The organism is Meridianimarinicoccus marinus, from assembly GCF_040689105.1.
Classification (GTDB): domain Bacteria; phylum Pseudomonadota; class Alphaproteobacteria; order Rhodobacterales; family Rhodobacteraceae; genus Meridianimarinicoccus; species Meridianimarinicoccus marinus.
Genome location: NZ_JBFBVU010000005.1, coordinates 52,907 through 78,596, shown reverse-complemented (window position 1 = coordinate 78,596; position 25,690 = coordinate 52,907). Strand labels below are relative to the sequence as shown.

Genomic DNA, 25,690 nt, shown 5'->3' with positions numbered 1-25,690 from the left:
CGCTGTGCCTACCATCGGGGCAGATGACGGGGCGCCCAACGGCCGCCCCTCGGAGGACCGGAGGAAATTCCAAATGAGCCCAACATCCTATCAGGGACCGCGCGCCAGCGACATGAAACGCGTGCGCACCTATACCCAGAACCAGGCATCGAACCTGGGACGGCCGGACAATCACGCCACCGTGGCGGATATCCTGGCCGAAAAGGGCGGTGACGTTTTCACGGTTTCACCGGGCGATACCGTGGCCAAGGCCCTGGGCGTGCTGAAGGACAATCGCATTGGCGCCGTGGCTGTCGTCGGCGAAGGCAATGATCTGCGCGGCATCCTGTCGGAACGCGACATCATCGCCACGCTCGACATGGACAGCACCGACTGGCTGGGCGGCACCGTCAAGGACGTGATGACCGCCGACCCGATCACCTGCAAGCCCGACGAGGTGCTGCTGTCGGTGCTGCGCACCATGACGGACGGCAACTTCCGGCACATGCCGGTGGTCGATGGCGACGGCAAGATGGTCGGCCTGATCTCGATTCGCGACGTGGTGCGCAAGCGCCTGAGCGAGTTGGAATATGAAGCCCTGCGCCTGAAGCAGATGATCGTGGGCTGAGGCCCGCACCATGTTTCAGGATCTGACCCTGTCCCCGCTGCTGGCGGTGGGTCTGGTGGTGGTCATGGCCCTGTCGGGCCAGGCCTTCCGCTCGAACTGGAAGCTGCAGGCGGACGGCTGGGTTCTTCGGGCATGGCTGTTCGCCGTGCCCGCGCTGCTGGCGTTCTCGGCGCTGGCGTTTCTTCCAATGCGCGGCGTTGGGCCCTAGACCCCGGTCCCGTTGTCAGGCTTTGGAGTCGTCGATCCCGGCCTCGATCTGGGCGCGCATGGCCTCGGCCTTCTTGCAGGTGCGCTTGCAGTCCAGCTTGTCACGGATCGGGCTGTCGGGGTCGATGGGCTGCGAACAGACGACGCATTTGTCGGTGCCCGCGATGGCGTTCAGCCCGCCGCAACTGCCCTTGATCGTCTTGCCCATCAGCATGACCCCCAGCGACATGGCGACCACGACGGCAAGCAGCAGCAGGAAGGCGAATGCGAAAGTGGCCATGGGGCGCGTCTCCGGTTTGGGTCAGTCGTTCTTGCCCACAAGGGCGTCGAAGGCGGGGCTGGTCCGGCTTACAAACTGGTCGTTGTTGCGATCGATGGCAAGGACAGCGACGCCGGCCTGCGCGGCAATGTCGAACGCGGTTTCGCTGCCGACCACCAGAAGGGCTGTCGCCCAGGCATCGGCCAACATCGCAGTTTGGGCAATCACGGTGATCGACGCGGTCTGATGGGTGACCGGCTTGCCGGTGGTCGGATCAATGATGTGCGAATAGCGCACGCCATCCTGTTCGAAGTAGTTGCGGTAGTCCCCCGAGGTGGCCAGCCCCTTGTCCGAGATCTGCACGATCTCTTCCACAGTGCGGCTGGCTGCATCGGGACGTTCGATGCCGATCGACCACGGCGCATCCTCGGCATTCAACCCACCGGCGGCCAGGTCGCCGCCGATTTCGACAAGATAGCGGTCGATGCCATCGGCGCGCAGGGCCGCCGCGATCTGATCGACGCCGTAGCCCTTGGCGATGGCCGACAGGTTGACCGACACCTCGGGCTGCACCTTGCGCAGGGTGGTGCCGTCCAGCTCCAACAAGGCGGACTGGCCGACGGACTTCAGGGCCTGGGCGATGTCTGCGTCCGACGGGATCGGATCGCCGGGCTTCTTGGCGCCGAACCCCCACAGGTCGATCAACGGCGCGAGGGTCACGTCGAATTTCCCGCCGCTGAGTTGGTGAATGTCATTCGCCGCACTCAGCACCTGCGCAAAGGGGGCCGAGACCGTGACCGCTTCGGTCGACAGTGCCGCGTTGAACAGGCTGACTTCGGAGTTGGGATCCCAGTTCGACATCTTGCCGTTCACATCGGCCAGAACGGTCTCGATGCGGTCGACAAGGTCATCGGTGGTGGTGCCGTCCGGCGCATCCACGACCGTGATGTTATAGGTCGTGCCCATGGTCTTGCCGCTGATCTTCAGGGTCTCGGGGGTGTCGTCGAACAGGCAGCCTGCCAGCGGCAGGGTGGCGACGGCAAGAAGCAGGGCCGGGCGCATGGGAGAGCTCCGCGTTGGGGTTTTGCGCGATGTGTCACCAGACCCCTTGCAAGTCAAGCGGTTGAAATGTCCCGATCCGCGCCACTGGACCCGCGCCCAAGCCGGGCAAGTTGAAAATCATGCGGCTTTGGTCGCCATCGTCGCATGTTCAAATCCAAATGAGTCTGAAAGTATGGCAACTTGAAGCACGGACCCGCCCTTGCGGTCGGATGTTTCGCCACATACACGCCTCGACGGGTTTGCCGTAAGGGTATACCCGAGTATACAATAACGACGTAGCAATAGGTTCAGCCCGCCGAAAATGCCTCATCATGTGCTGAAGAAAGGTCTCGACCTGCCCATCGAGGGCGCGCCCGAGCCTCGTATCGACCTTGCCTCGCCCCCGACGGCCGTTGCCGTCATCGGGGATGACACCATTGGCCTGAAGCCCAAGATGCTGGTGGCCGAGGGCGACGAGGTTTCCCGTGGAACTCCGCTGTACTGCCACAAGGACAGCCCCGATGTGGTCTTCACCGCGCCGATGAGTGGCCGCGTGCGCGCCATCAATCGCGGCGCGCGCCGGGTGCTGCAAAGCGTGGTGATCGACGTCTCGGACGCCGAGGACACCGGGATTGACTTCGGGGCGGCCGATCCGGCCACGCTGGACCGCGATGCGGTGGCCGGCAAACTGCAGGCCTCGGGCCTGTGGACCTCGTTGCGCACGCGGCCCTATTCCAGGATCCCTGCTGCCGATACCACGCCTGCGGCGATCTTCGTGACCGCCATGGACAGCGAACCGCTGGCGCCCGACGCCCGGCTGGTGCTGGAGGGCGCGGTCGAGGATTTCCAGCGCGGACTGGTGGCGCTGACCCGGCTGACCGAAGGTCCGACCTATCTGTGCCAGGATCCGGGCGAGGATCTGTCCGGCGGCGTGGCCGGTGTTGAAACGCACGAGTTTTCGGGACCGCATCCGGCTGGGCTGGCCGGAACCCATATGCATTTCCTGATGCCGCCCAGCAACGACCGCGTGGTCTGGAGCATCGGCTATCAGGATGTGGTCGCCATCGGGCGGCTGTTCGCGACCGGCTTTCTCAACCCCGAGCGGGTGATTTCGCTGGCCGGACCGCGCGCCAAGGCGCCGCGGCTGCTGCGCACCACCATGGGCGCGGCGCTGGCCGATCTGATCGACGGCGAAATCGCGGGCGATGAGCCGGTGCGGGTCATTTCCGGATCGATCCTGACCGGGCGTTTGGGCGAGGGGCCTTTTGCCTTCCTGGGCCGCTATGCCCGTCAGGTGACGCTGATCACCGAAGATACCAAGAAGATGGTGCTGGGCTGGATCACACCGCAACCCACCAAATACGCAGTCCAGCCGGTGCTGGCCTCGGCGCTGGCGGGGGCGGGCAAACTGTTTGACCTGACCTCGAACATGAACGGTGGCCGCCGCGCCATGGTGCCCACCGGCACCTTCGAGACGCTGATGCCGCAGGACTTCCTGCCGACGCAACTGCTGCGCGCGCTTCTGGTCATGGACACCGACACCGCACAGCAACTTGGTGCACTGGAGCTGGACGAGGAAGACCTCGCGCTGTGCTCCTTTTCCTGCCCGGCCAAATATGAATACGGGCTCGCGCTGCGCGACAGTCTGGTCAAGATCGAGAAGGAGGGCTGAGCATGGGCATCCGCGCATACTTCGACCGGATCGAGCCGCTTTTCGAGAAGGGCGGCAAATACGAACGCTACTACCCGGTATTCGAAGCGATCGAGAGCTTCGCCTTCACCCCCAAGACCGTCACCACCGCCGCGCCGCACGCGCGCAGCTTCGTGGATATGAAGCGGATCATGACCTATGTGGTCATCGCCACGATCCCCTGCATCCTGATCGGCCTGTGGAACACGGGCTATCAGGCCAACGCGGCCATCGCATCGGGGCTGGACCCCAGCGGCTGGCGCGCCGCCATCGCCGGGATCTTCGGCTATAACCCGTCAAATCCGCTGGCGAATTTCGTCCACGGGCTGATGTACTTCCTGCCGATCTATATCGTCACGCTGGCGGTGGGTGGTTTCTGGGAGATCCTGTTCGCCACCGTGCGCCGGCACGAAGTGAATGAAGGTTTTCTCGTTACTTCAATGCTTTACACGCTGATCCTGCCGGCCTCGGCGCCGCTGTGGCAGGTCGCCCTGGGGATTTCCTTCGGGGTGGTGATCGGCAAGGAAGTCTTTGGCGGCACCGGCAAGAACTTCCTCAACCCTGCGCTGGTCGGGCGCGCCTTCCTGTATTTCGCCTATCCGGCGCAAATGTCGGGCGACTCGGTCTGGACCCCGGTGGACGGCTTCTCGGGCGCAACGGCGCTGGCGGTGTCGGCCTCGGAAGGCTACCAGGCGCTGGTCGGACACGGCATCACCTGGATGGACGCCTTCATCGGCACGATCCAGGGCTGTCTTGGCGAAACCTCGACCCTGGCGGCGATGCTGGGGCTGGCCTTCCTGCTGGCCACGCGGATTGCCAACTGGCGGCTGATCGTCGGCTGTCTGGGCGGCATGATCGCGTTTTCGACCCTGCTGAACCTGATCGGATCGGACAGCAACCCGATGTTCGCGATGCCGTGGTACTGGCATCTGGTGCTGGGCGGCTATGCCTTCGGTCTGGCCTTCATGGTGACCGAACCGGTCTCGGCCAGCCACACCAACATGGGCCGCTACATCTATGGCGCGCTGATCGGCTTCATGGTCGTGATGATCCGCGTCGTGAACCCGGCCTTCCCGGAAGGCATGATGCTTGCCATCCTGTTCGCCAACATCTTCGCGCCGCTCATCGACCACTTCGTCGTGCGCGCGAATATCGCAAGAAGGGCCAAGCGCCATGTCTGACATGTCCAATGACCCCAAGGGCGGATTCATCGCCCGGTTCAAGGCTCTGCCGACGGATTCCATTCCCAAGACCATCTTCGTGGCGGTCGCGGTCTGTCTTGTGGCCTCGATGATCGTCTCGGTCGCGGCGGTGTCGCTGCGCCCTGTGCAAGAGGCCAACAAGCTTCTCGACAAGCAGAAGAACATCCTGCAGGTCGCCGGGCTATACGAGGACGGCATGAACGTCGCCGACGCCTTCAGCCAGTTCGAACCGCGCGTGGTCGAGATCGAAACCGGCACCTACACCGATGTGGTGGACGCCACGACCTTCGACGACATTGGCGCGGCCTCCGATCCGGCCATGTCGGTGGAATTGGACGACGATCCGGCCGGCATTGGCCGCCAGGGCAAATACGCCACCGTCTATCTGCTGAAAGACGACGCCGGGAACCTCGACAAGGTGATCCTGCCGATCTACGGCTACGGCCTGTGGTCGACGCTGTACGGTTTCATCGCGCTGGAAGAGAACGGCAACGACATCTACGGCCTGCAGTTCTATGACCACGCCGAGACCCCCGGTCTGGGCGGCGAAGTGGACAACCCGCGCTGGAAAACCCAGTGGAGCGGCAAGAAGCTGCGCGACGACCAGGGCGATCTGAAAATCACCGTCTCCAAGACCACGGCCACCGGCCAGGAAGACTATCACGTCGATGCATTGGCCGGTGCGACGCTGACCTCGGTCGGTGTGGACAATCTGGTGCGCTTCTGGATGGGGCAGCAGGGCTTTGCGCCCTACCTTGAAAATCTGGCCGGGGGGAACGTGTAATGGCCCAGAAGACAAAGGAACTCCTTGTCGATCCGTTGGTCGACAACAACCCGATCACCCTGCAGGTTCTGGGCATCTGTTCCGCTCTGGCGGTGACGTCCTCGCTGCAGGTGGCCTTCGTGATGACCTTGGCGGTGACGGCTGTGACCGGCCTGTCGAGCTTCTTCATCTCGACCCTGCGCAATCATATCCCCAGTTCGATCCGGATCATCGTGCAGATGGTCATCATCGCCTCGCTGGTGATCCTGGTGGACCAGATCCTGAAAGCCTATGCCTTCCAGATCTCGAAAACCTTGTCGGTCTTCGTGGGCCTGATCATCACCAACTGCATCGTGATGGGCCGGGCCGAGGCCTTTGCCATGAAGAACCCGCCGGTCGCCTCGCTGATCGACGGCATCGGCAACGGGCTGGGCTATGGCCTGATCCTGATGCTGGTCGGCGTGATCCGCGAGTTGTTCGGCTCGGGCAGCCTGTTTGGCGTGACCATCCTGCAGACCGTGAACAACGGCGGATGGTATGTCCCCAACGGCCTGCTGCTGCTGCCGCCGTCGGCCTTCTTCGTCATCGGTCTTCTGATCTGGGCCTTCCGCAGCTGGAAGCCGGAACAGGTCGAGGCGCGTGAGTACAAGATCCAAAGCGTGGAGGCCCACTGATGGATGGCCTGTTGTCACTCGCCGTAAAGGCGATTTTCGTTGAAAACCTGGCGCTTTCCTTCTTCCTGGGCATGTGTACCTTCATCGCCGTGTCGAAGAAGATCACGACCGCTTTGGGACTTGGCATCTCGGTTATCGTCGTGCAGGCGATCACGGTGCCCGCCAACAACCTGATCCTGACCTATCTGCTGGCCCCCGGTGCCCTTGGCTGGGCCGGATTTCCGGATGTGGACCTGACCTTCCTTGGCCTGATCTCCTATATCGGCGTGATCGCGGCCATGGTGCAGATCCTTGAAATGGTGCTCGATCGCTTCTTCCCGCCGCTCTACAACGCGCTGGGGATCTTCCTGCCGCTGATCACGGTGAACTGCGCCATTCTGGGCGGCTCGCTGTTCATGGTGGAACGGGACTACAACTTCCCGGAATCGGTCACCTACGGCATCGCCTCGGGCATCGGCTGGGCCCTGGCCATCACCGCCATGGCCGGGGTGCGCGAGAAGCTGAAATACTCCGACATTCCGGACGGGCTTCAGGGCCTTGGCATCACCTTCATCACCGCGGGATTGATGGCCATGGGCTTCATGTCCTTCTCGGGCGTCAAACTGTAAGGAGCGGCGCAGATGGCAACGTTTACTCTCGGCGTTTTCCTGTTCACCATCATCGTGCTGGGGCTGGTGTCGGTCATCCTGTTCGCCCGGTCGCGGCTGGTGTCCAGTGGCAACGTCAACATCACCATCAACGGTGAAAAGACCATTTCCGTGCCCTCGGGCGGCAAGCTGCTGCAGACCCTGGCGGCGGAAAAGCTGTTCGTCCCCTCGGCCTGCGGCGGCGGTGGCACCTGTGCCCAGTGCCGGGTGAAGGTGCATTCCGGAGGCGGGTCGATCCTGCCCACGGAAGAAGGCCATATCACCAAGCGCGAGGCCGCCTGCGGCGACCGCCTGTCGTGCCAGGTGGCGGTCAAGCAGGACATGGACATCGAGGTTCCCGAAGAGGTCTTCGGCGTCAAGAAATGGCGCTGCAAGGTGCGGTCCAACGACAACGTCGCGACCTTCATCAAGGAATTGGTGCTGGAACTGCCCAGCGGCGAACATGTCAACTTCCGCGCCGGGGGCTACATCCAGATCGAATGCCCGCCCTACGAGCTGTCGTACAAGGAATTCGACGTCGCCGAGGAATACCATCCCGACTGGGACCGGTTCAAGATCTGGGACGTGACCTCGAAGGTCAACGAGACGGTCGAGCGCGCCTATTCGATGGCCAACTATCCGGAGGAAGAGGGCATCATCATGCTCAACGTCCGGATCGCCTCGCCGCCGCCGGGCTCCACCGGCATTCCGGCGGGCAAGATGTCGTCCTATATCTTCAACCTGAAACCCGGCGACGAGGTCACCATCTCGGGTCCGTTCGGCGAATTCTTCGCCCGCGACACCGAGAAGGAAATGATCTTCGTGGGCGGCGGCGCCGGCATGGCGCCGATGCGCAGCCATATCTTCGACCAGCTCAAGCGTCTCAAGACCAAGCGCAAGATCAGCTTCTGGTATGGCGCGCGGTCCAAGCGCGAGATGTTCTATGTGGAGGATTTCGACGGTCTGGCAGCCGAGAACCCGAACTTCGAATGGCATGTGGCCCTGTCGGACGCGCTGCCCGAGGACGAATGGACGGGCTACACCGGCTTCATCCACAACGTTCTGTTCGACGAGTATCTCAAGAACCATCCGGCGCCCGAAGATTGCGAATACTACATGTGCGGTCCGCCCATCATGAACCAGTCGGTCATCAACATGCTGCTGGATCTGGGTGTGGATCGCGAAGACATCATGCTGGACGATTTCGGCGGTTGAACATCAAAGGCGCTCCGGATCGGAGCGCCTTTTTCTTTATTCGGCGGCCTGGGCATGGCGGTGTCGGCGCAACACCCCCAAGCCGATCAGTGCGGTCAGAAGAAGCGCGGCGGGCGCGGGCAGGGGAACTTCCGACACCCCCAGTTCCAGACCTTCGGCATCCCCCGAGATCGACAGCGGCGTGTCATACGGGTAGGGCGACAGGGTTTTTACGACACCGTGGCCCGATGACGTGGTGACAGTCTCCAGCCCGAGCGCCGCCAGAACACCTGTATTTGTACTGAAATAGTTCTCGAACAGCGCCGTCGCCTGCGCCCCGGTGGTGCCCGGCGTCAGCGAAATTGAATGGCTGATCGACCCCAGATAACTGGTGAACCCGACGCTTGCCAGATAACCTGTCACCACATTCTCGGTAAACCGATAGCTCAACTTCTGCCGCTTGGTCTCTTTGCCGAACAGATCGCGGCTGATCTGGGTCATCGTATCGGATTCTTTGAGCTTGATGGATTTGAACTTCAGGATCTTTGCGCCCGGTGCATGCATTTCGACCTTGTCGCCGTTGATCGTGGCGGTCACGCCCACCGGTTTGGTTCCCGACGGAAACCTCTTTGCGGCGTCGATGGCGTCTTTCACGGCCTTGGCCTTTTCAGCCTTGGTCATGCCGGTATCGATTGGCGCCGTCCCCTTGTAGCGTTTCTTTAGGTAGCGAAACTCGATCAGTACGGTTCCGTTTGCGCCTTTACCGGCTTCTGTCGGCACTTCGGCATCAATTTCAATGTTGTGATTGTCGGCGAAGGCCATTGTTGTGCACAGCCACGTCACGGCCAGCACAGCGAGCACGGTTTGGTGTTTTGACATGATTTTTCCCCCACAAGCTTTTGCGCATTCAATCGGGCCTGTTGCTTGGTCCGACAAGCATACCACAACCGGAGGTACGATGTTGCAGTGCCGTGCAATGGCGCGTTCCAGGGTGGGCGTTCGGCACGCCGGTCCATCATCAGCGTAGCGGGCCTTTGGGCCGGACTGTGGCCTATTGGCGCCGGGGTGGCTTGCGGCCCCAAGCCGATGCTATGCTGGCTGTAACTCTGTTGCCCTGGGCAAAAGGTTAAATCGTGAAACGCCTGTTCCTGCCGGTCGCCCTTCTGGTCCTGATCTTCGCTTTCTGGCAAAGCTCGGACGTTCAGACCATCGCCGCAGGCGTGGCGATCTTCCTGTTCGGCATGATGATGCTGGAGGACGGCTTCAAGGCGCTTGGCGGTGGTATGCTGGAACGGATGCTGGCCGGGGCGACCAGATCCACGCCACGGGCGCTGCTGTTCGGCATCGTCTCGACCACCCTGCTGCAATCCAGCTCGCTGGTGTCGGTGCTGACGATTTCCTTCCTCAGCGCCGGGCTGATCTCGCTGATCGGCGGGGTGGGGATCATCCTGGGCGCCAATATCGGCACCACCACCGGCGCCTGGCTGGTGGCGGGACTTGGGCTGAAGGTCAATATCTCGGCCTATGCGATGCCGATGCTGGCGATCAGCATCGTGCTGGTGTTCCAGAAGAACAAGCTGCTGCGCGGGGGCGGCTATGTGCTGGCCGGCATGGGGTTCCTGTTTCTCGGCATCCACTACATGAAAGAGGGCTTCGACGCGGTCAGCGCCCAGATCGACCTGTCGAAATTCGCGCTGGCCGGGGTGCTGGGGTTGGCGGTCTATACGTTGGTGGGCACGGCGGCGACCGTGGTGATGCAGTCCAGCCATGCCACCATGGTGCTGATCCTGACGGCCCTGTCGGCGGGGCAGATTACCTATGACAATGCCCTGGCGCTGGCCATCGGCTCCAACATCGGTACCACGATCACGGCGGTGCTGGGGGCGCTGGGGGCCAATTACCAGGGGCAACGCCTGGCACTGGCGCATCTGATCTTCAACGTCACCACGGCCATCGTCGCACTGGCTCTGATTGTACCCCTGCGCGAAGTGGTCGATGCCATCGCGGGGCTGGTCGGGATCGCCGAAGATGACTACGCGCTGAAATTGGCGGTGTTCCACACGATCTTCAATGTCATGGGCGTGGCGATGACGCTGCCGCTGCTGCACCAACTTGTGCGGTTCCTGGAGCACCGCATTTCGGACAAGATGCCCGGCGTCAGCCAGCCGCATTTCCTGAACGCCTCGGTGGCGGAGTTCCCGCAGACCCTGGAACCCGCCCTGCGCAACGAGATCATCCACCTGTACGACAATGCCGTGTCGCTGATCCTGAAGGGGCTGAACCTGCCGCGGGACGAGGTGTTCGCCAACAAGGACCTTGAGGCCGTGGTGCGCGACAACCGCACCCAGGTCGATCTGGACCTGGCATTGGATTACGAGCGCCGGATCAAGACCCTGCATGCGGCCATCGTCGACTATGCCTCGCGCGCGGGCGAGGACAACACCAACCCGGCAATGACCGACAAGATCCAGTTGCTGCGCGAGGCGGCCAACAGCATCGTCGCCGCAGTCAAATCGGTCAAACATCTGCACAAGAACATCGACCGCTACACCACTCACCCTCAGGGCACCGTGACCACGATCTACGACGGTTTGCGGGCCGAGATCGCCCGGATTCTGGTGGAAATCGACGCGCTGGCCAAATCGGAGCCGGGCGAGCGAAGCTCGCTCTGGCTGGATCAGGAGCGTGCCGAGATCGAGGAGGACGCGCGCTCGCGCACCCTTCGCGTCGACGCGCTGATCCGCAGCCGGCAATTGGCGCCGCTGGCGGCCACGTCCTTCCTGAACGATTCGACCTACGCCTATGACGCCATGCGCGAGTTGATTGCCGTGGCGCAGGGTCTGTATGCCGAACAGGATTCCGCCCTGGCCGAGGTCGAGGGGCTGCTGGTTCTGGAAGACGACGAACTGGACGAGTCCGATACAGACGATACCTTGTCGCAGGATGAGGGCGACGGGACCAACAAAACTGTCACAGAACCCGGCTAGACTGTCAGCGGGGAGTTCTGGTCGGGAGAAAGATCATGGGGCTCAAGAAACTTGCCGGACGGGTCGAAGACTATCGCGACCGCGTCAAACAGGGCAAGGCGGACAAGATCAAGCCGCAACACGTTGAACATGTTCTGGATCGTCTGCGCCGCAAGGAAGCCGATCTGACGGACAAGCTGGATCATGCCCACGGCACGCATGACAAGGACCGGTTGAAGCGCAAGCTGCGTGTCGCCCGCAAGCATATCGAGCGGGCCGAATGGTTGTTGAAGGAAGTCACCTGACATCTGGCACGGCCATCGGCGGTGCGGTGTCGATGGTAGGCCCGGCAGGACTTGAACCCGCAACCAAAGCGTTATGAGCGCTCTGCTCTAACCAATTGAGCTACAGGCCCCCAATGGCGAGGCTATCCCTAGCAGATGGCGATGCCGCGTCAAGCGGTGCGCGGGGGCGGTCTGTGGCTTTCCTTTTCGGTCCCGTTGCGGTACGGGCAGGCGCAGAAAACGCCTTGAAAGGATCACGGATATGAGCGCTGGCAAAGAGGCCCTGACCTATGCGCAGGCTGGTGTGGATATTGACGCCGGAAACGCGCTGGTCGAACGGATCAAGCCCGCCGCCAAGGCCACCAACCGCCCCGGCGTGATGGCGGGGCTGGGCGGCTTCGGCGCGTTGTTCGACCTCAAGGCCGCGGGCTATTCCGACCCGGTGCTGGTGGCGGCCACCGACGGGGTGGGCACCAAGCTGCGGATCGCCATCGACACCGGGATGGTCGACACCATCGGCATCGATCTTGTGGCGATGTGCGTCAACGACCTGGTGTGCCAGGGGGCCGAGCCGCTGTTCTTCCTGGACTATTTCGCCTCCGGCAAGCTGGACACCGATGCGGCGGCCACCATCATCGAAGGCATCGCGGCGGGCTGCAAGGGCTCGGGTGCGGCGCTGATCGGCGGCGAGACCGCCGAGATGCCGGGCATGTATGCGGCGGGCGATTTCGACCTTGCGGGCTTTGCCGTGGGCGCCATGGAGCGCGGCCAGAGCCTGCCTGCGGGTGTGGCCGAGGGCGACGTGTTGCTGGGGCTGGCCTCGGATGGGGTGCATTCCAACGGCTATTCGCTGGTGCGCGCCATCGTGGAACGCGCCGGGCTGGGCTGGGACGATCCCGCCCCCTTTGCTCCCGACCTGTCGCTGGGCGAGGCGCTGCTGGCGCCGACGCGCCTGTATGTGCAGCCGGCGCTGGCCGCGATCCACTCGGGCGGTGTGCATGGGCTGGCCCATATCACCGGCGGCGGCCTGACCGAGAACCTGCCGCGGGTGCTTCCCGACGGGCTGGGGGCCGAGGTTGACCTGTCGTCCTGGACCCTGCCGGACATCTTTGCCTGGCTGGCCGCCGAAGGACGGATCGAGATTTCCGAGATCCTGAAGACCTTCAACGCCGGGATCGGCATGGTTCTGGTGGTGGACAAGGATCAGGCAGAGACTCTGCAAGCGGTGCTGACCGGTGCGGGCGAAGCCGTCTCCCGGCTGGGCCATGTCGTGGCGGGTACGGGTGTGCGCTATACCGGGACGCTGGCGTGACCCGAAAGGTTGCCATCCTGATTTCGGGCGGCGGCTCCAACATGGTGTCGCTGGTCCGGTCCATGACCGGCGATCATCCGGCGCGGCCCTCGCTGGTGTTGTCGAACCGGCCTGATGCGGGCGGCTTGCTCAAGGCGGCCGATCTGGGGGTCACCACGGCAGTAGTGGATCACAAGCCCTATGGCTCCAACCGCGAGGGTTTCGAGGCCGAGTTGATCGCCGCGATCGAGGCCTCCGAGGCCGATCTGGTCTGCCTGGCCGGTTTCATGCGTGTGCTGACGCCCTATTTCGTCGGGCATTGGGCCGGGCGGATGCTGAACATCCATCCTTCGCTGCTGCCCAAGTACAAGGGTCTGCACACCCATGCGCGCGCGCTGGAGGCCGGCGATACCGAGCACGGCTGTTCGGTGCATGAGGTCACCGCAGAACTCGACGGCGGCCCGATCCTGGGGCAGGCGCGCCTGCCGATCCTGTCCGGTGACACCCCCGACACGCTGGCGGCCCGCGTTCTGCCGCTGGAACATCGGCTCTATCCGGCGGTCCTGCGCCGCTATGCCACCGGCGACCGCACCCCGATCCTGCTGACGACCGCCGACGCCTGAGCGGCCAATGGTTACCGGCGCAAGCGTGACGCATTGCCATTGTGCAATGACGCACTATGCTGGCGGGTCTGTAACCAGGGACCAGACTGCCAGTAATGAGAACACTTCTGACGACGCAAGAGCTGGCCGACTTCTGCAAGGAAGCCGCGCAGCACCCATATGTCACCATCGACACCGAGTTCCTTCGCGAACGGACCTATTATTCCCAGCTGTGCCTCGTGCAACTGGCCTATCCGGGCGAGGGCGACGAGAACGCGGTTCTGGTGGATCCGTTGTCGAAGGAACTTTCGCTGGACCCGCTGTACGATCTGTTTCGCGACACCTCGGTGGTCAAGGTGTTCCACGCGGCGCGGCAGGATCTGGAAATCTTCTGGTTCGACGGCAAGGTGTTCCCCGATCCGCTGTTCGACACACAGGTCGCGGCCATGGTCTGCGGCTTCGGCGAGCAGGTCGGCTATGAGACGCTGGTCAAGAAGATTGCGCGGGACTCGGTAGACAAGTCCTCGCGCTTCACCGACTGGAGCCGCCGGCCCCTGTCAGAGGCCCAGAAGACCTATGCCCTGGCCGATGTCACCCATCTGCGGGTGATCTACGAGGAACTGGCCGCGCAACTGAAGAAGAAGGGCCGCGAGGCCTGGGTGACTGAAGAAATCACCACGCTGACCCAGCCCGAAACCTATGAAATCCAGCCGTCCGAGGCCTGGCGCAGGGTCAAGACGCGCACCACCTCGGGGCGGTTCATGGCCATCGTGCAGGCGCTGGCCGAATTCCGCGAAACCTATGCACAGACCAACAACGTGCCGCGCAACCGGGTGTTCAAGGATGACGCGCTTGTGGAACTGGCTTCGGCCAAACCGCAGTCGCCGGGCGATCTCTCGAAACTGCGGCTGCTGCTGCGCGATGCCCGCAAGGGGCCGATTTCCGAAGGGATCATCGCGGCGGTGAAGAAGGGGTTGGAGATGGCCCCTGAGGACGCCCCCAAGCCCGATCGGTCGCGCGAAAAGCTGCTGGTCAACCCGGCGGTGGCCGATCTTCTGCGGGTTCTGCTGAAGGCCAAGTCCGAGGCTGCGGGCGTGGCCCAGAAGATGATCGCGACCACATCCGACCTGGACCTGATCGCCGCGGGCGAGCGCGACGTGGGCGCTCTGCGTGGCTGGCGCAACGAGGTTTTCGGCAAGGATGCAATGCTGCTGTGCGACGAGAAGATCGCGCTGACGGCCAAGGGCACCACAGTGAAAATCATCGCGCTCTGACGCCCGCGACATTGTCCTACACATGAAAAAGCCCGGCGATTGCCGGGCTTTCCTGTCTGGTCAGGGGGCCAGGATCACTTGGGCAGCGGCCCGATCATCATGACCATCTGGCGGCCTTCCATCTTGGGCATGTTTTCGACCTTGCCCAATTCCTTGACGTCTTCGGCCACGCGATGCAGCAGTTCACGGCCAAGGTTCTGGTGCGCCATTTCGCGGCCCCGGAAGCGCAGGGTGATTTTCACCTTGTCGCCGTTTTCCAGAAACTTGAAGACGTTGCGCATTTTCACGTCATAGTCGTGCGTGTCGGTGTTGGGACGGAATTTGACTTCCTTGACCTCGATCACCTTCTGCTTCTTGCGCGCTTCGCTCTCACGTTTCTGCTGTTCATATTTGAACTTGCCGAAATCCATAATCTTGCAGACCGGCGGCGTGGCATTGGGGGAGATCTCGACCAGATCCAGACCGGCACGGGCGGCCAGTTCCATCCCGCGCGTGGGTGTGGTCAGGCCCACGTTCTCACCTTCGGCTCCGATCAGTCGTATTTCGGCTGCACGGATGCGGTCGTTTACGCGGGGGCCAGTGTCACGTTGCGGCGGGGCGTTGTGGGGTCTGCGGGCTATTTTGTTGTTCCTTCAACAGCTCAAATGCGAGGTCGCAGATTACGTCCCAAGCCCCAATGACGCAAGGATCATTTTGGCCCGAACCCCTTGGGAAACACGGGGTCTGGCAGCTTTCTGGTGCGGGCGTGGCGGAAAACCCCGACGCAGGCTGTCGCCCAGCCCTGAGGGGGGCTGTTCAAGCCCTGCGCGAATCGTCGGGACACGGAAAGGGGCGCCCCGCCGGGACGCCCCTGAGGTCGTGAATTGTGGCCTGGATCAGCCGACGAAGGCCTTTTCGACCACGTATTCGGCGGGTTCGGAATTGGCGCCCTCGCGCAGGCCGTGGCCCTCAAGGATGCGCTTGATGTCCAGGTTCAGGCCCATCGAGCCGCAGACCATGGCGCGATCGGTCTCTGCCGAGATGCCGTCGATGCCGAGATCCTTGAACAGTGTGCCGTTTTCCAGCAGGTCGGTGATCCGGCCCATCTTGGGGCTGTCCTCGCGGGTGGTGGTCGGATAGTAGACCAGCTTTTTCAGACCGTCGCCCAGAAGTTCCTGCATCATTTCGTCTTCGTGCAGATGCTGGATCAGGTTCTTCGAATAGGTCAATTCGGCGGCTTCGCGGCAGGTATGAGTGACGATGACCTGGTCATAGTCCTCATAGGTCTGCGGATCGCGCAGCAGCGAGGCGAAAGGCGCAAAGCCGGTGCCTGTCGAGAAGAACCACAGCCGCTTGCCGGGCAGCAACGCATCATGCACCAGCGTGCCCACGGGCTTGGGCCGCAGGATGATCTCGTCACCCTTCTTGATGTGTTGCAGCTTCGAGGTCAGCGGGCCGTCCTGCACCTTGATCGAATAGAACTCCAGCTCGTCATCCCAGGACGGCGAGGCGATGGAATAGGCGCGCAGCAGCGGCTTCTGGCGGCCGGTCTTGGGGTCGGGATCGCCCATCAGGCCGATCATCACGAATTCGCCCGAGCGGAAGCGCAGGGTCGGCGGCCGGGTCACGCGGAAGCGGAACAGACGGTCGGTGTAATGCTCCACATCCAGAACGGTCTGGGCGTCGGGCAGGGTTTTGATCGGTGTGGCGTCGGTCACTTTGGTCTGTTCATTCATTACTGTCGAAGCCGGGCAATGGCCCGGCTCTCCCATAACCGTTTTGCGATATGTTTCCTAGGGCGGATCAGGCGCGCAGGCGCGACTGATAGTCGTGGGCGGTCCAGTCGGCGCGGAAAGCCCATTGGTCTGCCGGCTGGCGTTCGGCCAGCGCGTCGTCGATCTCGACCTCGTCGAACCCGGACCGGCGAGCCATGGCGTATTGATCGGCCAGCACATGGCCCCTGGCGCGCAGACGGCCCGCAAACCCCATGTTGCGCAGACGCCTCGCCAGGGTGAAGCCCCGGCCATCGGCGAAGCTGGGAAAATCCACCCGGATCAGGTCGATGGTGGCCAGATGCGGACGCAGCTCTTCGGGGTTGGCATCGCTGGACAGGTCCACGGCCAGGGAGGCGGCCGCATGCCGGTCTTCCAGATCGGCGGCGGCGACAAAGCCATGGGTCCAGTCTTCGCCGGCAAAGCCGGTGTCGGTGACGATCACGCTCATGCGACGTTTCCTTCCTTCAGGGGGCCCCGGACGAACTTGCCGTCCACGATATGGATCCCGCATTCTTCCTTTTGCTCACCGCGCCAGCGCCCCGAACGGGGATCCTCGCCGGGTTTGACCGGGCTGGTGCAGGGGGCGCAGCCGATCGAGGGATAGCCCCGCGCCACCAGCGGATGCCGGGGCAGGCGGTTGTTGATCATGTAGTCCTGCACATCACCGGGCGCCCAATGGGCCAGCGGATTGATCTTCAGCCGCGTATCGCCGTCGGCCTCGAAGAAGTCCAGCGCCGCGCGGGTGCCGGACTGAAACCGCTTGCGCCCGGTGATCCAGGCGTCGAACCCGTCCAGCGCGTTTTCCAGCGGCTGGGTCTTGCGCAGGTCGCAGCAGGCGTCGGTATCGCGCGTGTGCAGGGTGTTGTCGCGGTCATGGGTGGCCAGGTCGACGGCCCGCGCGCGGATGATGCGCAGATCGGTCAGGCCCAGCTTTTCAGCCACCTCGCGCTGATACTCCAGCGTTTCGGGAAACAGCATCATCGTGTCGATGAACAGCACCGGCGTGGTGCGGTCGATCACCGCCACCAGATGCAGCAGCGCCACCGATTCCGCGCCGAAGCTGGAGACCATGGCCACGCGCCCGACCTGCGGGTCGGACAGGGCGCGCTCCAGCACGGCGGTGGCCGAGTGGTGCTTGTAGCGTCGGTTCAGATGCGCGACGCGTTCGGCCACCGGGGCGAGGGGGGCTTCAAGCGGCACGCGCCCGTCCCCCTTGTTCCTCGCCATATAGCGCAGTCTTGAAGGGCGCCATGCCAGTGCGGTTGTAGGTCTCCAGGAAGGTTTCCTCGGGGGATTCCCGCTCTTCCAGATAGGCCAGCAGCAGGCGTTCGATGGCCGGGACGATCTCGTCATAGGCGAAACCGGGGCCGGTGCGGGTGCCGATGGCGGCGGTCTCGGTGCCGTCGCCGCCCAGCGTGATCTGGTAGTTTTCGACACCGGCGCGGTCCAGACCCAGAATGCCGATGTGGCCCACATGGTGATGGCCGCAGGCGTTGATGCAGCCCGAGATCTTGATCTTCAGCGCGCCCACTTCGTGTTCGATCTTCAGCGCGTCCACGCGTTCGGCGATCTTCTGCGCAACCGGGATCGAGCGGGCTGTGGCCAGCGCGCAGTAATCCATGCCGGGGCAGGCGATGATGTCCGAAGCCAGCCCGACATTGGCGGTGCCCAGACCGGCGCCGCGCAGGGCGGCGTGCAGGGCGGGCAGGTCGGACTTGTGCACGTGCGGCAGCACCACGTTCTGTTCGTGGCTGATGCGCAACTCGTCATGGGCGTATTGCTTGGCCAGATCGGCCAGCAGGCGCATCTGGTCCGAGGTCGCGTCGCCCGGCGTTTCGCCGTGGGCCTTCAGCGACACGGTGACGATGGCATAGCCTTCGGCCTTATGCGCGGTCAGGTTGGTATCGGCCCAGGACCGGAACACCGGGTCGGCGTCGTAGGCCTTGTCGAAAGCCTCGGTTTCGGCCTGCTTGAACGCGGGGGCCGCGAATTGTGCTTCGATCGCCGCCAGATGCTTTTGATCGACGCCCGAGAAGGCCGGGCGGATCTCGGCGAAACGGGCCTCGACCAACTCGCGGATCTTGTCCAGACCGTTTTCATGGACGGTGATCTTGATGCGCGCCTTGTACTTGTTATCGCGGCGGCCCAGCAGGTTGTAGACGCTGACGATGGCCTCGCAATAGGGCAGCAGGTCGGCTTGCGGCAGGAAGTCCCGGATCACCTTGCCGACCATCGGGGTGCGGCCCAGACCGCCACCGACGATCACTTCGAAACCCGCTTCGCCGGCGTCATTGCGCACCATGCGCAGCCCGATGTCATGGGCCTTGGTGACGGCGCGGTCGGTGGGGCTGCCGGTGATGGCGATCTTGAACTTGCGCGGCAGGAACTGGAATTCCGGGTGGTCGGTGGACCACTGCCGCAGCAGCTCGGCCACCGGGCGCGGGTCGGCGATCTCGTCGGCGGCAGCGCCGGCGAAATGGTCTGAGGTCACGTTGCGGATGGTGTTGCCGCTGGTCTGGATGGCGTGCATTTCCACATCGGCCAGCGCCGACAGCATGTCCGGCACATCGCCCAGCTTGGGCCAGTTGTACTGAATGTTCTGGCGGGTGGTGAAATGGCCATAGCCCTTGTCATAGGTGTCGGCCAGATAGGCCAGCTGGCGCATCTTGGCGCTGTCCAGCGTGCCGTAGGGAATGGCGACCCGCAGCATGTAGGCGTGCAGTTGCAGGTACAGGCCGTTCATCAGGCGCAGCGGGCGGAATTCATCTTCGGTCAGCGATCCGTCAAGGCGGCGTTCCACCTGTCCGCGGAACTGGGCCACCCGGGAGCGCACGAAGGCTTCGTCGAACTCGTTGTAGGTATACATCTGGGACTCTCCTGGACGGTGGCTCAGGCGCGGGCTTCGGAAGCCTGCTTGCCGTGGCGATAGTTGGACGGACCCTTGGCGCGGAACACTTCGCGGAAGTGCACAGGCTCGGGACCCTTGGCGCCGGGGCGGGCATCGGCCAGATAGGCGCCGACGATGATGTCGCCCTGACGCGAGGCCTCGATCAGGCGGATCTCGGCATGGGCCTCGTCCTCGATCAGTTCGGCCTCGGCGTGGTCGCGGCTCCAGCGGTCATCAGCTGTCAGATAGACCACGTCGCCATCGCGCAGATCATTGGCGGTGACGACCTTGGGGGTAAACTTGCGGCTCATTGGATCATGTCCTTCTGAGTAATCTTCAACTTTGCGGCGCGGAGGCCTGTGCAATAATCGGGGCGGATCGGGCAACATCGTCCCGACGGCGCGGCCCGACCGTGCAGCGCACGGCGCGTCTGGGCAGGCTCTGGGATCGGGCAATGATGCATCTGGCGTCCGGGTTCAAGGGTTTCTGCGGTGCAATATAGAATAATGTTCTTGGTTTTGGATAGATATCGCGGATAATAAGAACGTGTGTCCTTTGATCCTGCGATCCATGGACCATTGGTTCGGAAAATGAGGGTGTGCAGAATGTCGGTCCGTCTGGATGAGCTTGATCGGAAAATTCTTGCCGAACTGCAAGAGGATGCGTCGCGCACGCTGGATGAAATTGCCCGCCGTGTGGGGTCGTCCAAGACCCCGGTGTGGAACCGCATCCGCAAATTGCGCGAGGCCGGGGTGATCGGCAAGACCACCGCGATCCTGGACCCTGACGCCCTGGGGCTTGAAGCCTGTTTCTTCGTCCTGATCCGCACGTCCGAGCATGAGGCCGACTGGCAGCAGAAGTTCCTGGCCACCCTGCGCGCGCGCCCCGAGGTGATGGAAGCGCATCGGCTGGCCGGGGACATCGACTATATCCTCAAGGTGCAGGTCGCCAACGCCCGCGCCTATGACGTGTTCTATCAGGCGCTGATCTCCGAGGTGAAAATCTTCAACGTCACCGCCCTGCTGTCGATGGAGCGGATCAAGGACACCACGGCCTTGCCGGTGTGGCCGGCTCAGACCGAGACCAGCAGCGACGGGTAGCCGTGGAAGTGATAGCTGTCGGCGTAGCGCGGTAGCGCGGCCAGGGTCAACTTGGGACAGCGGGCAAACAGCACCTCCAGCGCGATGCGCATTTCCAGCCGGGCCAGCGGCGCCCCCAGACAGAAATGCACCCCGGCGCCAAAGCTGGTCAGAAGCGGCCCTTTCCGGCCGGGGCGAAATTCGGCCGGGGCGTCATAGGCCGCCGGGTCGCGATTTGCCGCGCCCAGCACGCAGGCGATCTCATCGCCCGGCGCCAGGGTCGCGCCGCCGATCTCGACCGGGCACTGGGCATAGCGGGTGAAGATGTGCAGGGGCGGATCGATGCGCAAGCATTCCTCGACCATGGCTTCCGAGGTCTCGGGCCGCGTCCAGACGCCCGGTTGGCCGGTGGCCAACAACGTCGTCACGGCGTTGCCCAGGGCGCTGACCGTGGCCTCGTGCCCGGCGTTCAGCAGCAGGATGGACAGGGCGACGATTTCGTCGGCGCTCAGATGGTCGGCATCCTGCGCTGCGCAAAGCGCGCTCAGCAACCCGCCATCAGGCTGCGCGGATTTCCCGGCCAGTACGTCCCGCAGCCAAGCTGAGAACTCCGCCGTGGCGGTATTGGCCGCGTCCTCGGCCACGCGGTCGACACGGGCCTGATACATGGCCACCATGGCATGCGACCAGTCCAGAAGCTGGCCGCGATGGGCCGGATCAATGCCCAGAAGCCGGGCAATCACGATCACCGGCACCTGGCTGCAATAGGTCGCCATCAGGTCAAAGGGCTGGTCCGGGAAACGGTCGATCAGATCGTGACACAGGGCGGTGATCTCGGGCGCCATGCCCCGGATGCGCCCGGTGGTGAAGGCGCGCAGCACCAGCTTGCGCAGGCGGGCATGGGCCGGGCCTTCGAGGCTGAGCAGGGAGTGCCGTTCGACGGCGGCGAAATCATCCAGATGCGGCGCAAAGCCCGGCAGGCCATCGGGCGGTACCCGCGCAAGATCGGGATGCTTCAGCGCCGCCATGACGCTGTCGTGGCTCAGCAGCGCTGGCATTTCGTAGTCGTCCCACCAGATCGCCGATCCGGTGGCGCGGGCCCGGTCATAGAACGCATAGGGATTCTGCACGAAATCGGGATCGCGGGGCGATTGGGAAAAGCTGTGCATCGGGCCTCCGGTCTGGCTGCCGTCCTGTTTGCTGGGCCTTGCGGCGGGGCGCAAGTCCTGCTTCCCTTTGGCAACCACACTTGGGGCGGTCCATGAAACCGAAGTCTCTGACGCGCATCGTGATCTTCGTGCTGTTCCTACTGGGCGGCGCGGCCACGGGGCTGAGCGTCTGGTGGCTGTCCTACGAGGCCGCCCTGCGCGGGGTCGCGGAACGGGGCGAGGCGGATCTGGCCCTGGCCTCGGGTCGCTTCATCGGGCAATTGCAGCGATTTCAGGAACTGGCGGTGCTGATCTCGGATCACCCGACACTGGCGGCACGGCTGCGGGCCGGGGATGCGGCCTCGTCCGAGCTGTCCGCCGATGCGGGGGCGCTGCTGCTGTCGGTGGCCGACAAGACCGGGGTCTACAACATCATCCTGCTGGATCAGTTGGGGCGCATTCAGGCCGCCGCCCACCCGCAAGCGGCCGCACGGATCGATCACGTCGACCAAAGCTACTTCCAGCGGGCCATGAGCGGGGCGTTGGGAACTTACCATTCGGTCCTGCCGGGCGAGAGCCGCCGCAGTTTCTCGGTCGCGGCGCCGGTGCACGGGGTGGGCGGGCCGCCGCTGGGCGCGGTGGTGGTGGTGGCCGACATCGAAAGCACCGAGGCCGAGTGGCGCGGCGACGCCCCGGTGGTCATGTTCCGCGACGAATTGGGCGTGGTCTTCCTGTCGTCCCGCAGCGAGTTGGTGCTGACCCGCGACCTGTCGGTGCCGCTGCCGCGCGCGTTGTCGGCCAGCTATGACCCCGATCACCTGAAACCTTTTCCGGACTACCGCAGCCGCATGGTCGGGGAGTTCGAGGTCTGGAACATCAACTCTGGCCCCTATGTACCTGAAACAGCGATACATATTTCCAAGGATTTGCCGGTGATCGGCTTCGTGGCCGAGGGTCTGGCCAATGCCGCCCCGGCGCGGCGGCTGGCGTTGTTGCAAGCACTACTGGCGGTCGGCCTGTATGTGACCGCCTTCGCCCTCGGCCTGTACCTGCTGAACCGGCGTCGGCGCATCAACAAGCGGCTGTCGGATCAGGCCGCGGCACAAGAAATGCTCGAACGCCGGGTGGCCGAACGTACCGTGGAGTTGTCGCGCACCAACCGGGCCTTGCGCAGCGAGGTCGATGACCGCATCCGGGTTGAAGAGGAATTGCGCCGCACGCAGGCCAGTCTGGTGCAGGCGGGCAAACTGTCGGCGCTGGGGGAAATGTCGGCGGGCATCAGTCACGAGTTGAACCAGCCGCTGATGGCGATCCAGACCTTTGCCGAAAACGGCACCCAGTTCATCGAGATGGGCAAGACCGAGGTGGCGGCGGCCAATCTTGGCAAGATCTCGGAACTGGCGCGCCGCATGGGACGGATCATCAAGAACCTGCGTGCCTTCGCCCGGCAGGAGGATGCGCCGCTCAGCAACGTCGATCCCGTTGCGGTGGTGGATGCGGCGCTGGAAATCAGCGCCGCGCGCCTGGCCCGCGCCGGGGTCGAGGTGCTTTGGCAACCGCCCGAACAGACCTTCATCGTGCGGGCGGGCAGCGTGCGGCTACAGCAGGTGGTGATGAACCTCGTGTCCAATGCCGCCGACGCTATGGAGGGTCAGCCCGACAAACGGTTGGAGATTACCATCGCGCCGGAGGGCGACGCGCAGGTGGTGGTTGCGGTGCGCGACACCGGGCCGGGGCTGGACCAGCCCGAAAAGATCTTCGATCCTTTCTATTCCACCAAATCGGTGGCACAGGACTCCATGGGTCTGGGGCTGTCGATCTCTTATGGGCTGGTGCAAAGCTTCGGCGGTGATATCGAGGGAGAAAACCATCCCGACGGCGGCGCCATCTTCACCGTGCGCCTGCCGCGCGTGGCAGAAAGGAGCGCCGCATGAGCCGACGCGTGTTGCTGGTCGAAGACGACGCCCCCGTGCGCGAGGCGCTGGCCCAGACCCTGGAACTGGGCGGCTACAATGCCATCAGCGCGGGCAGTTTCGTGGTCGCCAAGGATCACATCAGCCGCGGCTTCGACGGGGTGATCCTGTCCGACATCCGGATGCCGGGGCGCGATGGCTTCCATCTGCTGGACTATGCCCAGAAGCAGGACAAGGATCTGCCGGTGATCCTGTTGACCGGTGAGGGCGACATCCCCATGGCGGTGCGGGCCATGTCGGAAGGGGCCTTCGACTTTCTGGAAAAGCCCTGTGCCCCCAAGACCCTGATCGCCGTGCTGGAACGGGCCTTGCGGCTGCGGGCGCTGGTGCTGGAAAACCGTGCCCTGAAAGCGCGGGCGACCGAAGGCGACGCGGCCACGCGGATGATCTTCGGCATCTCGAAACAGGCCGAGGCGCTGCGCAACGCCGTGCGCAACGTGGCGGCCAAACCGGTGGATGTTCTGGTGACCGGCGATCCGGGCACCGGCACGCCCAAGGTGGCCGAAGTCACGCATCTGTTGTCGCCGCGCGCGCGCCATCCCTTCGAAAAACGCGCCTCGGCGGGGTTGGGTCCCGACATGCTGTTGGCGGCGCTGGCCGAGGCCGGGCAGGGCAGCCTGTTTCTGGACGAGATCGCCGCCCTGCCGCCCGAGTCGCAATACGTCCTGCGCGAGAAGCTTGAGGAAACGGGCCGGGCGCGGGTGCTGGCCGGGACCTATCGCGACCTTGCCTCGGTCGCCGCCGAGGGCCGGTTCGATCCGGATCTGGGTCTGAAGCTTGGCGCGGTGCAGGTGCGCATCCCGGCGCTGCGCGACCGGCCCGAGGATATCCCGGTGCTGTTTCGCCACTATGTCGCCAATGCCTGCGAACAGGCCGCGCTGGAGGAGCCGCAGGTCACGCCCGACCACATCGCCCGCCTGATGGCGCAGGACTGGCCCGGCAATGCCCGCGCGCTGATGAACGCGGCGATGCGCTTTGCTCTCGGCCTGACCGATCAGGACGAGGCCGAGGGCGAAGGGCTGGCCGAGCGCATGGCACGGGTGGAACGCTCGTTCCTGGTGGATGCGCTGACGCGGGCGCGCGGCAATGCTTCGGAAGCGGCCAAGGATCTGCGCCTGCCGCGAAAAACCTTCTACGACAAGCTTTCGCGCCATGGACTAAAGCCCGAGGATTTCCGATAGCAGGGCGTCGCGCCCCCGGCGCGGACATGCCCCTCGGACAAGGACGCCAGAATGGCATGCTCGCCACAATTGCAAGGCCTTGCGGCCATGATCGCGGCCAGCACCATCTGGGGGCTGTCCAGCCTGTTCTACAAGCTGCTGGCCGATGTGCCGCCGCTGGAGGTGCTGGCGCATCGCACCCTGTGGTCGCTGGTGGCACTGGTCGGGGTGCTGGCGCTGCAGGGCCGGGCACGGCAGATCCTGGCCTGCCTTGCGACACCGCCGCTGTTCCTGCTGACGGTGCTGGCCTCGGTGCTGATCGGCTGCAACTGGCTGGGGTTCATCTATTCGGTGCAGGTGGGCAAGGCGCTGCAGGCCAGTCTGGGCTATTACATTTTCCCGCTGGTCACGGTGATCCTGGGGAGGCTGGTGTTCGGCGACCGGCTGCGCCCGGTGCAATGGGTGGCGGTGGCGCTGGCGGCACTGGCGGTGACGCTCCTGACCGCCGGTCTGGGCATCGTGCCGCGCATCGCGCTGATGCTGGCCACGACCTTTGCGCTGTATGGTGCCCTGAAACGCATGGTACCGGGCGGGGCCGGGGCCTCGGTCGCCGCCGAGGTGCTGGTGCTGGCGCCCTTCGCGCTGCTCTGGCTCGCCGGCGTGCATCTGTGGGGCTGGACCGGGCTGACCGGGCGGCCGGGCGGGGTTTTCGGCACTGATCTCGGTGTCTCGCTTCTGCTGATCCTGTCGGGACCGCTGACCGGGCTTCCCTTGTTGCTGTTTTCCTATGCCGCGCGGCGGGTGTCGCTGCCGACGGTCGGGCTGGTGCAATACCTCAACCCGACCTTGCAGTTCCTGATCGCGGTGCTGATTTTCGGAGAGCCGTTCACGGTCTGGCACATGATTGCCTTCGCGCTGATCTGGAGCGGTCTGACGCTCTATTCCCTCGACAGTCTGCGGTTTCGGCAGCATAGCCGCCCGCCGGTCTGAGCGAAATTCCGGCCATCGG

27 protein-coding genes and 1 tRNA gene are annotated in these 25,690 nt (G+C 64.0%); 17 read left to right on the top strand and 11 right to left on the bottom strand.

Going from position 1 to position 25,690, the window contains the following annotated elements:
* Positions 1 to 73: 73 nt before the first annotated feature.
* Together AB0T83_RS06035 and AB0T83_RS06030 are read left to right on the top strand one after the other, a co-directional pair.
* Entirely contained in the window at positions 74 to 607 is a 534-nt protein-coding gene (locus AB0T83_RS06035; RefSeq protein ID WP_366192143.1) for a CBS domain-containing protein, read from the top strand.
* 10 nt (positions 608 to 617) lie between these two features.
* Positions 618 to 815: a hypothetical protein gene (locus AB0T83_RS06030; RefSeq protein ID WP_366192142.1), complete on the top strand. Its 198-nt coding sequence runs from the start codon at positions 618 to 620 to the stop codon at positions 813 to 815.
* Between the two features lie 15 nt (positions 816 to 830).
* Here the strand turns inward: AB0T83_RS06030 and nqrM are convergent, their stop codons facing one another.
* Positions 831 to 1,094: a (Na+)-NQR maturation NqrM gene (gene nqrM / locus AB0T83_RS06025; RefSeq protein ID WP_366192141.1), complete on the bottom strand. Its 264-nt coding sequence runs from the start codon at positions 1,092 to 1,094 to the stop codon at positions 831 to 833.
* A gap of 21 nt (positions 1,095 to 1,115) precedes the next feature.
* The gene (locus AB0T83_RS06020) at positions 1,116 to 2,135 is read right to left on the bottom strand and encodes an FAD:protein FMN transferase (RefSeq protein WP_366192140.1); all 1,020 of its coding nucleotides are present in this window, start codon (positions 2,133 to 2,135) and stop codon (positions 1,116 to 1,118) included.
* Between the two features lie 301 nt (positions 2,136 to 2,436).
* Here AB0T83_RS06020 and AB0T83_RS06015 point away from each other — a divergent pair, with 301 nt between their 5' ends.
* From AB0T83_RS06015 to nqrF, 6 genes are read left to right on the top strand one after another with little or no spacing between them, the layout of a single operon-like run.
* The gene (locus AB0T83_RS06015) at positions 2,437 to 3,786 is read left to right on the top strand and encodes a Na(+)-translocating NADH-quinone reductase subunit A (RefSeq protein ID WP_366192139.1); all 1,350 of its coding nucleotides are present in this window, start codon (positions 2,437 to 2,439) and stop codon (positions 3,784 to 3,786) included.
* Between the two features lie 2 nt (positions 3,787 to 3,788).
* Positions 3,789 to 4,985 carry an NADH:ubiquinone reductase (Na(+)-transporting) subunit B gene (locus AB0T83_RS06010; protein WP_366192138.1) on the top strand — a complete coding sequence of 399 codons (1,197 nt, stop codon included), beginning with the start codon at positions 3,789 to 3,791 and terminating at the stop codon, positions 4,983 to 4,985.
* Positions 4,978 to 5,790 carry a Na(+)-translocating NADH-quinone reductase subunit C gene (locus AB0T83_RS06005; protein ID WP_435891145.1) on the top strand — a complete coding sequence of 271 codons (813 nt, stop codon included), beginning with the start codon at positions 4,978 to 4,980 and terminating at the stop codon, positions 5,788 to 5,790. The genes AB0T83_RS06010 and AB0T83_RS06005 overlap by 8 nt, the downstream gene beginning before the upstream one ends.
* Positions 5,790 to 6,443 carry an NADH:ubiquinone reductase (Na(+)-transporting) subunit D gene (locus tag AB0T83_RS06000; RefSeq protein ID WP_193142190.1) on the top strand — a complete coding sequence of 218 codons (654 nt, stop codon included), beginning with the start codon at positions 5,790 to 5,792 and terminating at the stop codon, positions 6,441 to 6,443. Before AB0T83_RS06005 ends, AB0T83_RS06000 begins: the two co-directional genes overlap by 1 nt.
* Positions 6,443 to 7,051 (top strand): NADH:ubiquinone reductase (Na(+)-transporting) subunit E, encoded by a 609-nt coding sequence (gene nqrE / locus AB0T83_RS05995; RefSeq protein WP_366192137.1) that lies wholly within the window; start codon positions 6,443 to 6,445, stop codon positions 7,049 to 7,051. The genes AB0T83_RS06000 and nqrE overlap by 1 nt, the downstream gene beginning before the upstream one ends.
* A 12-nt stretch (positions 7,052 to 7,063) precedes the next feature.
* Entirely contained in the window at positions 7,064 to 8,284 is a 1,221-nt protein-coding gene (gene nqrF, locus AB0T83_RS05990; RefSeq protein WP_366192136.1) for an NADH:ubiquinone reductase (Na(+)-transporting) subunit F, read from the top strand.
* A gap of 36 nt (positions 8,285 to 8,320) precedes the next feature.
* Here nqrF and AB0T83_RS05985 read toward each other — a convergent pair whose 3' ends face one another.
* Positions 8,321 to 9,124, bottom strand: coding sequence for a hypothetical protein (locus tag AB0T83_RS05985; protein WP_366192135.1), 804 nt, complete (start codon positions 9,122 to 9,124; stop codon positions 8,321 to 8,323).
* Between the two features lie 272 nt (positions 9,125 to 9,396).
* Between AB0T83_RS05985 and AB0T83_RS05980 the strand changes: the two genes are divergently transcribed.
* The gene (locus AB0T83_RS05980; protein ID WP_366192134.1) at positions 9,397 to 11,250 is read left to right on the top strand and encodes a Na/Pi cotransporter family protein; all 1,854 of its coding nucleotides are present in this window, start codon (positions 9,397 to 9,399) and stop codon (positions 11,248 to 11,250) included.
* 35 nt (positions 11,251 to 11,285) lie between these two features.
* Positions 11,286 to 11,534 carry a hypothetical protein gene (locus tag AB0T83_RS05975; RefSeq protein WP_366192133.1) on the top strand — a complete coding sequence of 83 codons (249 nt, stop codon included), beginning with the start codon at positions 11,286 to 11,288 and terminating at the stop codon, positions 11,532 to 11,534.
* A gap of 33 nt (positions 11,535 to 11,567) precedes the next feature.
* Here the strand turns inward: AB0T83_RS05975 and AB0T83_RS05970 are convergent.
* A tRNA-Ile gene (locus AB0T83_RS05970) sits at positions 11,568 to 11,644 on the bottom strand.
* Positions 11,645 to 11,775: 131 nt separating this feature from the next.
* On the opposite strand from AB0T83_RS05970, the gene purM reads away from it, so the two are divergent.
* From purM to rnd, 3 genes are all read left to right on the top strand, one after another.
* The gene (purM, locus tag AB0T83_RS05965) at positions 11,776 to 12,825 is read left to right on the top strand and encodes a phosphoribosylformylglycinamidine cyclo-ligase (RefSeq protein WP_366192132.1); all 1,050 of its coding nucleotides are present in this window, start codon (positions 11,776 to 11,778) and stop codon (positions 12,823 to 12,825) included.
* Positions 12,822 to 13,427: a phosphoribosylglycinamide formyltransferase gene (purN, locus tag AB0T83_RS05960; RefSeq protein ID WP_366192131.1), complete on the top strand. Its 606-nt coding sequence runs from the start codon at positions 12,822 to 12,824 to the stop codon at positions 13,425 to 13,427. Before purM ends, purN begins: the two co-directional genes overlap by 4 nt.
* Before the next feature lie 95 nt (positions 13,428 to 13,522).
* On the top strand, positions 13,523 to 14,680 hold the full coding sequence (gene rnd, locus AB0T83_RS05955; protein WP_366192130.1) for a ribonuclease D: 1,158 nt from the start codon (positions 13,523 to 13,525) through the stop codon (positions 14,678 to 14,680).
* 74 nt (positions 14,681 to 14,754) lie between these two features.
* Here rnd and infC read toward each other — a convergent pair whose 3' ends face one another.
* The 6 genes from infC to AB0T83_RS05925 form a co-directional block, all read right to left on the bottom strand.
* On the bottom strand, positions 14,755 to 15,300 hold the full coding sequence (gene infC / locus AB0T83_RS05950) for a translation initiation factor IF-3 (protein ID WP_366192236.1): 546 nt from the start codon (positions 15,298 to 15,300) through the stop codon (positions 14,755 to 14,757).
* Positions 15,301 to 15,555: 255 nt separating this feature from the next.
* On the bottom strand, positions 15,556 to 16,395 hold the full coding sequence (locus AB0T83_RS05945) for a ferredoxin--NADP reductase (RefSeq protein ID WP_366192129.1): 840 nt from the start codon (positions 16,393 to 16,395) through the stop codon (positions 15,556 to 15,558).
* A gap of 67 nt (positions 16,396 to 16,462) precedes the next feature.
* Positions 16,463 to 16,882: a DUF934 domain-containing protein gene (locus tag AB0T83_RS05940; RefSeq protein WP_366192128.1), complete on the bottom strand. Its 420-nt coding sequence runs from the start codon at positions 16,880 to 16,882 to the stop codon at positions 16,463 to 16,465.
* A complete protein-coding gene (locus tag AB0T83_RS05935) occupies positions 16,879 to 17,661 on the bottom strand; it encodes a phosphoadenylyl-sulfate reductase (protein WP_435891144.1) in 783 nt (260 codons plus the stop codon). Before AB0T83_RS05935 ends, AB0T83_RS05940 begins: the two co-directional genes overlap by 4 nt.
* Positions 17,624 to 19,300, bottom strand: coding sequence for a nitrite/sulfite reductase (locus AB0T83_RS05930; RefSeq protein ID WP_366192126.1), 1,677 nt, complete (start codon positions 19,298 to 19,300; stop codon positions 17,624 to 17,626). The genes AB0T83_RS05935 and AB0T83_RS05930 overlap by 38 nt, the downstream gene beginning before the upstream one ends.
* Before the next feature lie 23 nt (positions 19,301 to 19,323).
* Positions 19,324 to 19,632, bottom strand: a complete 309-nt coding sequence (locus AB0T83_RS05925) for a DUF2849 domain-containing protein (RefSeq protein ID WP_366192125.1) — start codon at positions 19,630 to 19,632, stop codon at positions 19,324 to 19,326.
* 294 nt (positions 19,633 to 19,926) lie between these two features.
* Here AB0T83_RS05925 and AB0T83_RS05920 point away from each other — a divergent pair, with 294 nt between their 5' ends.
* Positions 19,927 to 20,421 carry an Lrp/AsnC family transcriptional regulator gene (locus AB0T83_RS05920; protein WP_366192124.1) on the top strand — a complete coding sequence of 165 codons (495 nt, stop codon included), beginning with the start codon at positions 19,927 to 19,929 and terminating at the stop codon, positions 20,419 to 20,421.
* Here AB0T83_RS05920 and AB0T83_RS05915 read toward each other — a convergent pair.
* Entirely contained in the window at positions 20,394 to 21,569 is a 1,176-nt protein-coding gene (locus tag AB0T83_RS05915) for a cytochrome P450 (protein WP_366192123.1), read from the bottom strand. The two genes, AB0T83_RS05920 and AB0T83_RS05915, sit on opposite strands and share 28 nt — an antisense overlap.
* A 92-nt stretch (positions 21,570 to 21,661) precedes the next feature.
* On the opposite strand from AB0T83_RS05915, the gene AB0T83_RS05910 reads away from it, so the two are divergent.
* From AB0T83_RS05910 to rarD, 3 genes are read left to right on the top strand one after another with little or no spacing between them, the layout of a single operon-like run.
* Complete coding sequence (locus tag AB0T83_RS05910) at positions 21,662 to 23,482, top strand: sensor histidine kinase (RefSeq protein ID WP_366192122.1); 1,821 nt, start codon at positions 21,662 to 21,664, stop codon at positions 23,480 to 23,482.
* Complete coding sequence (locus AB0T83_RS05905; RefSeq protein ID WP_366192121.1) at positions 23,479 to 24,702, top strand: sigma-54-dependent transcriptional regulator; 1,224 nt, start codon at positions 23,479 to 23,481, stop codon at positions 24,700 to 24,702. Before AB0T83_RS05910 ends, AB0T83_RS05905 begins: the two co-directional genes overlap by 4 nt.
* Positions 24,703 to 24,753: 51 nt before the next feature.
* Complete coding sequence (gene rarD / locus AB0T83_RS05900; protein ID WP_366192120.1) at positions 24,754 to 25,671, top strand: EamA family transporter RarD; 918 nt, start codon at positions 24,754 to 24,756, stop codon at positions 25,669 to 25,671.
* The last annotated feature ends 19 nt before the right edge of the window (positions 25,672 to 25,690 follow it).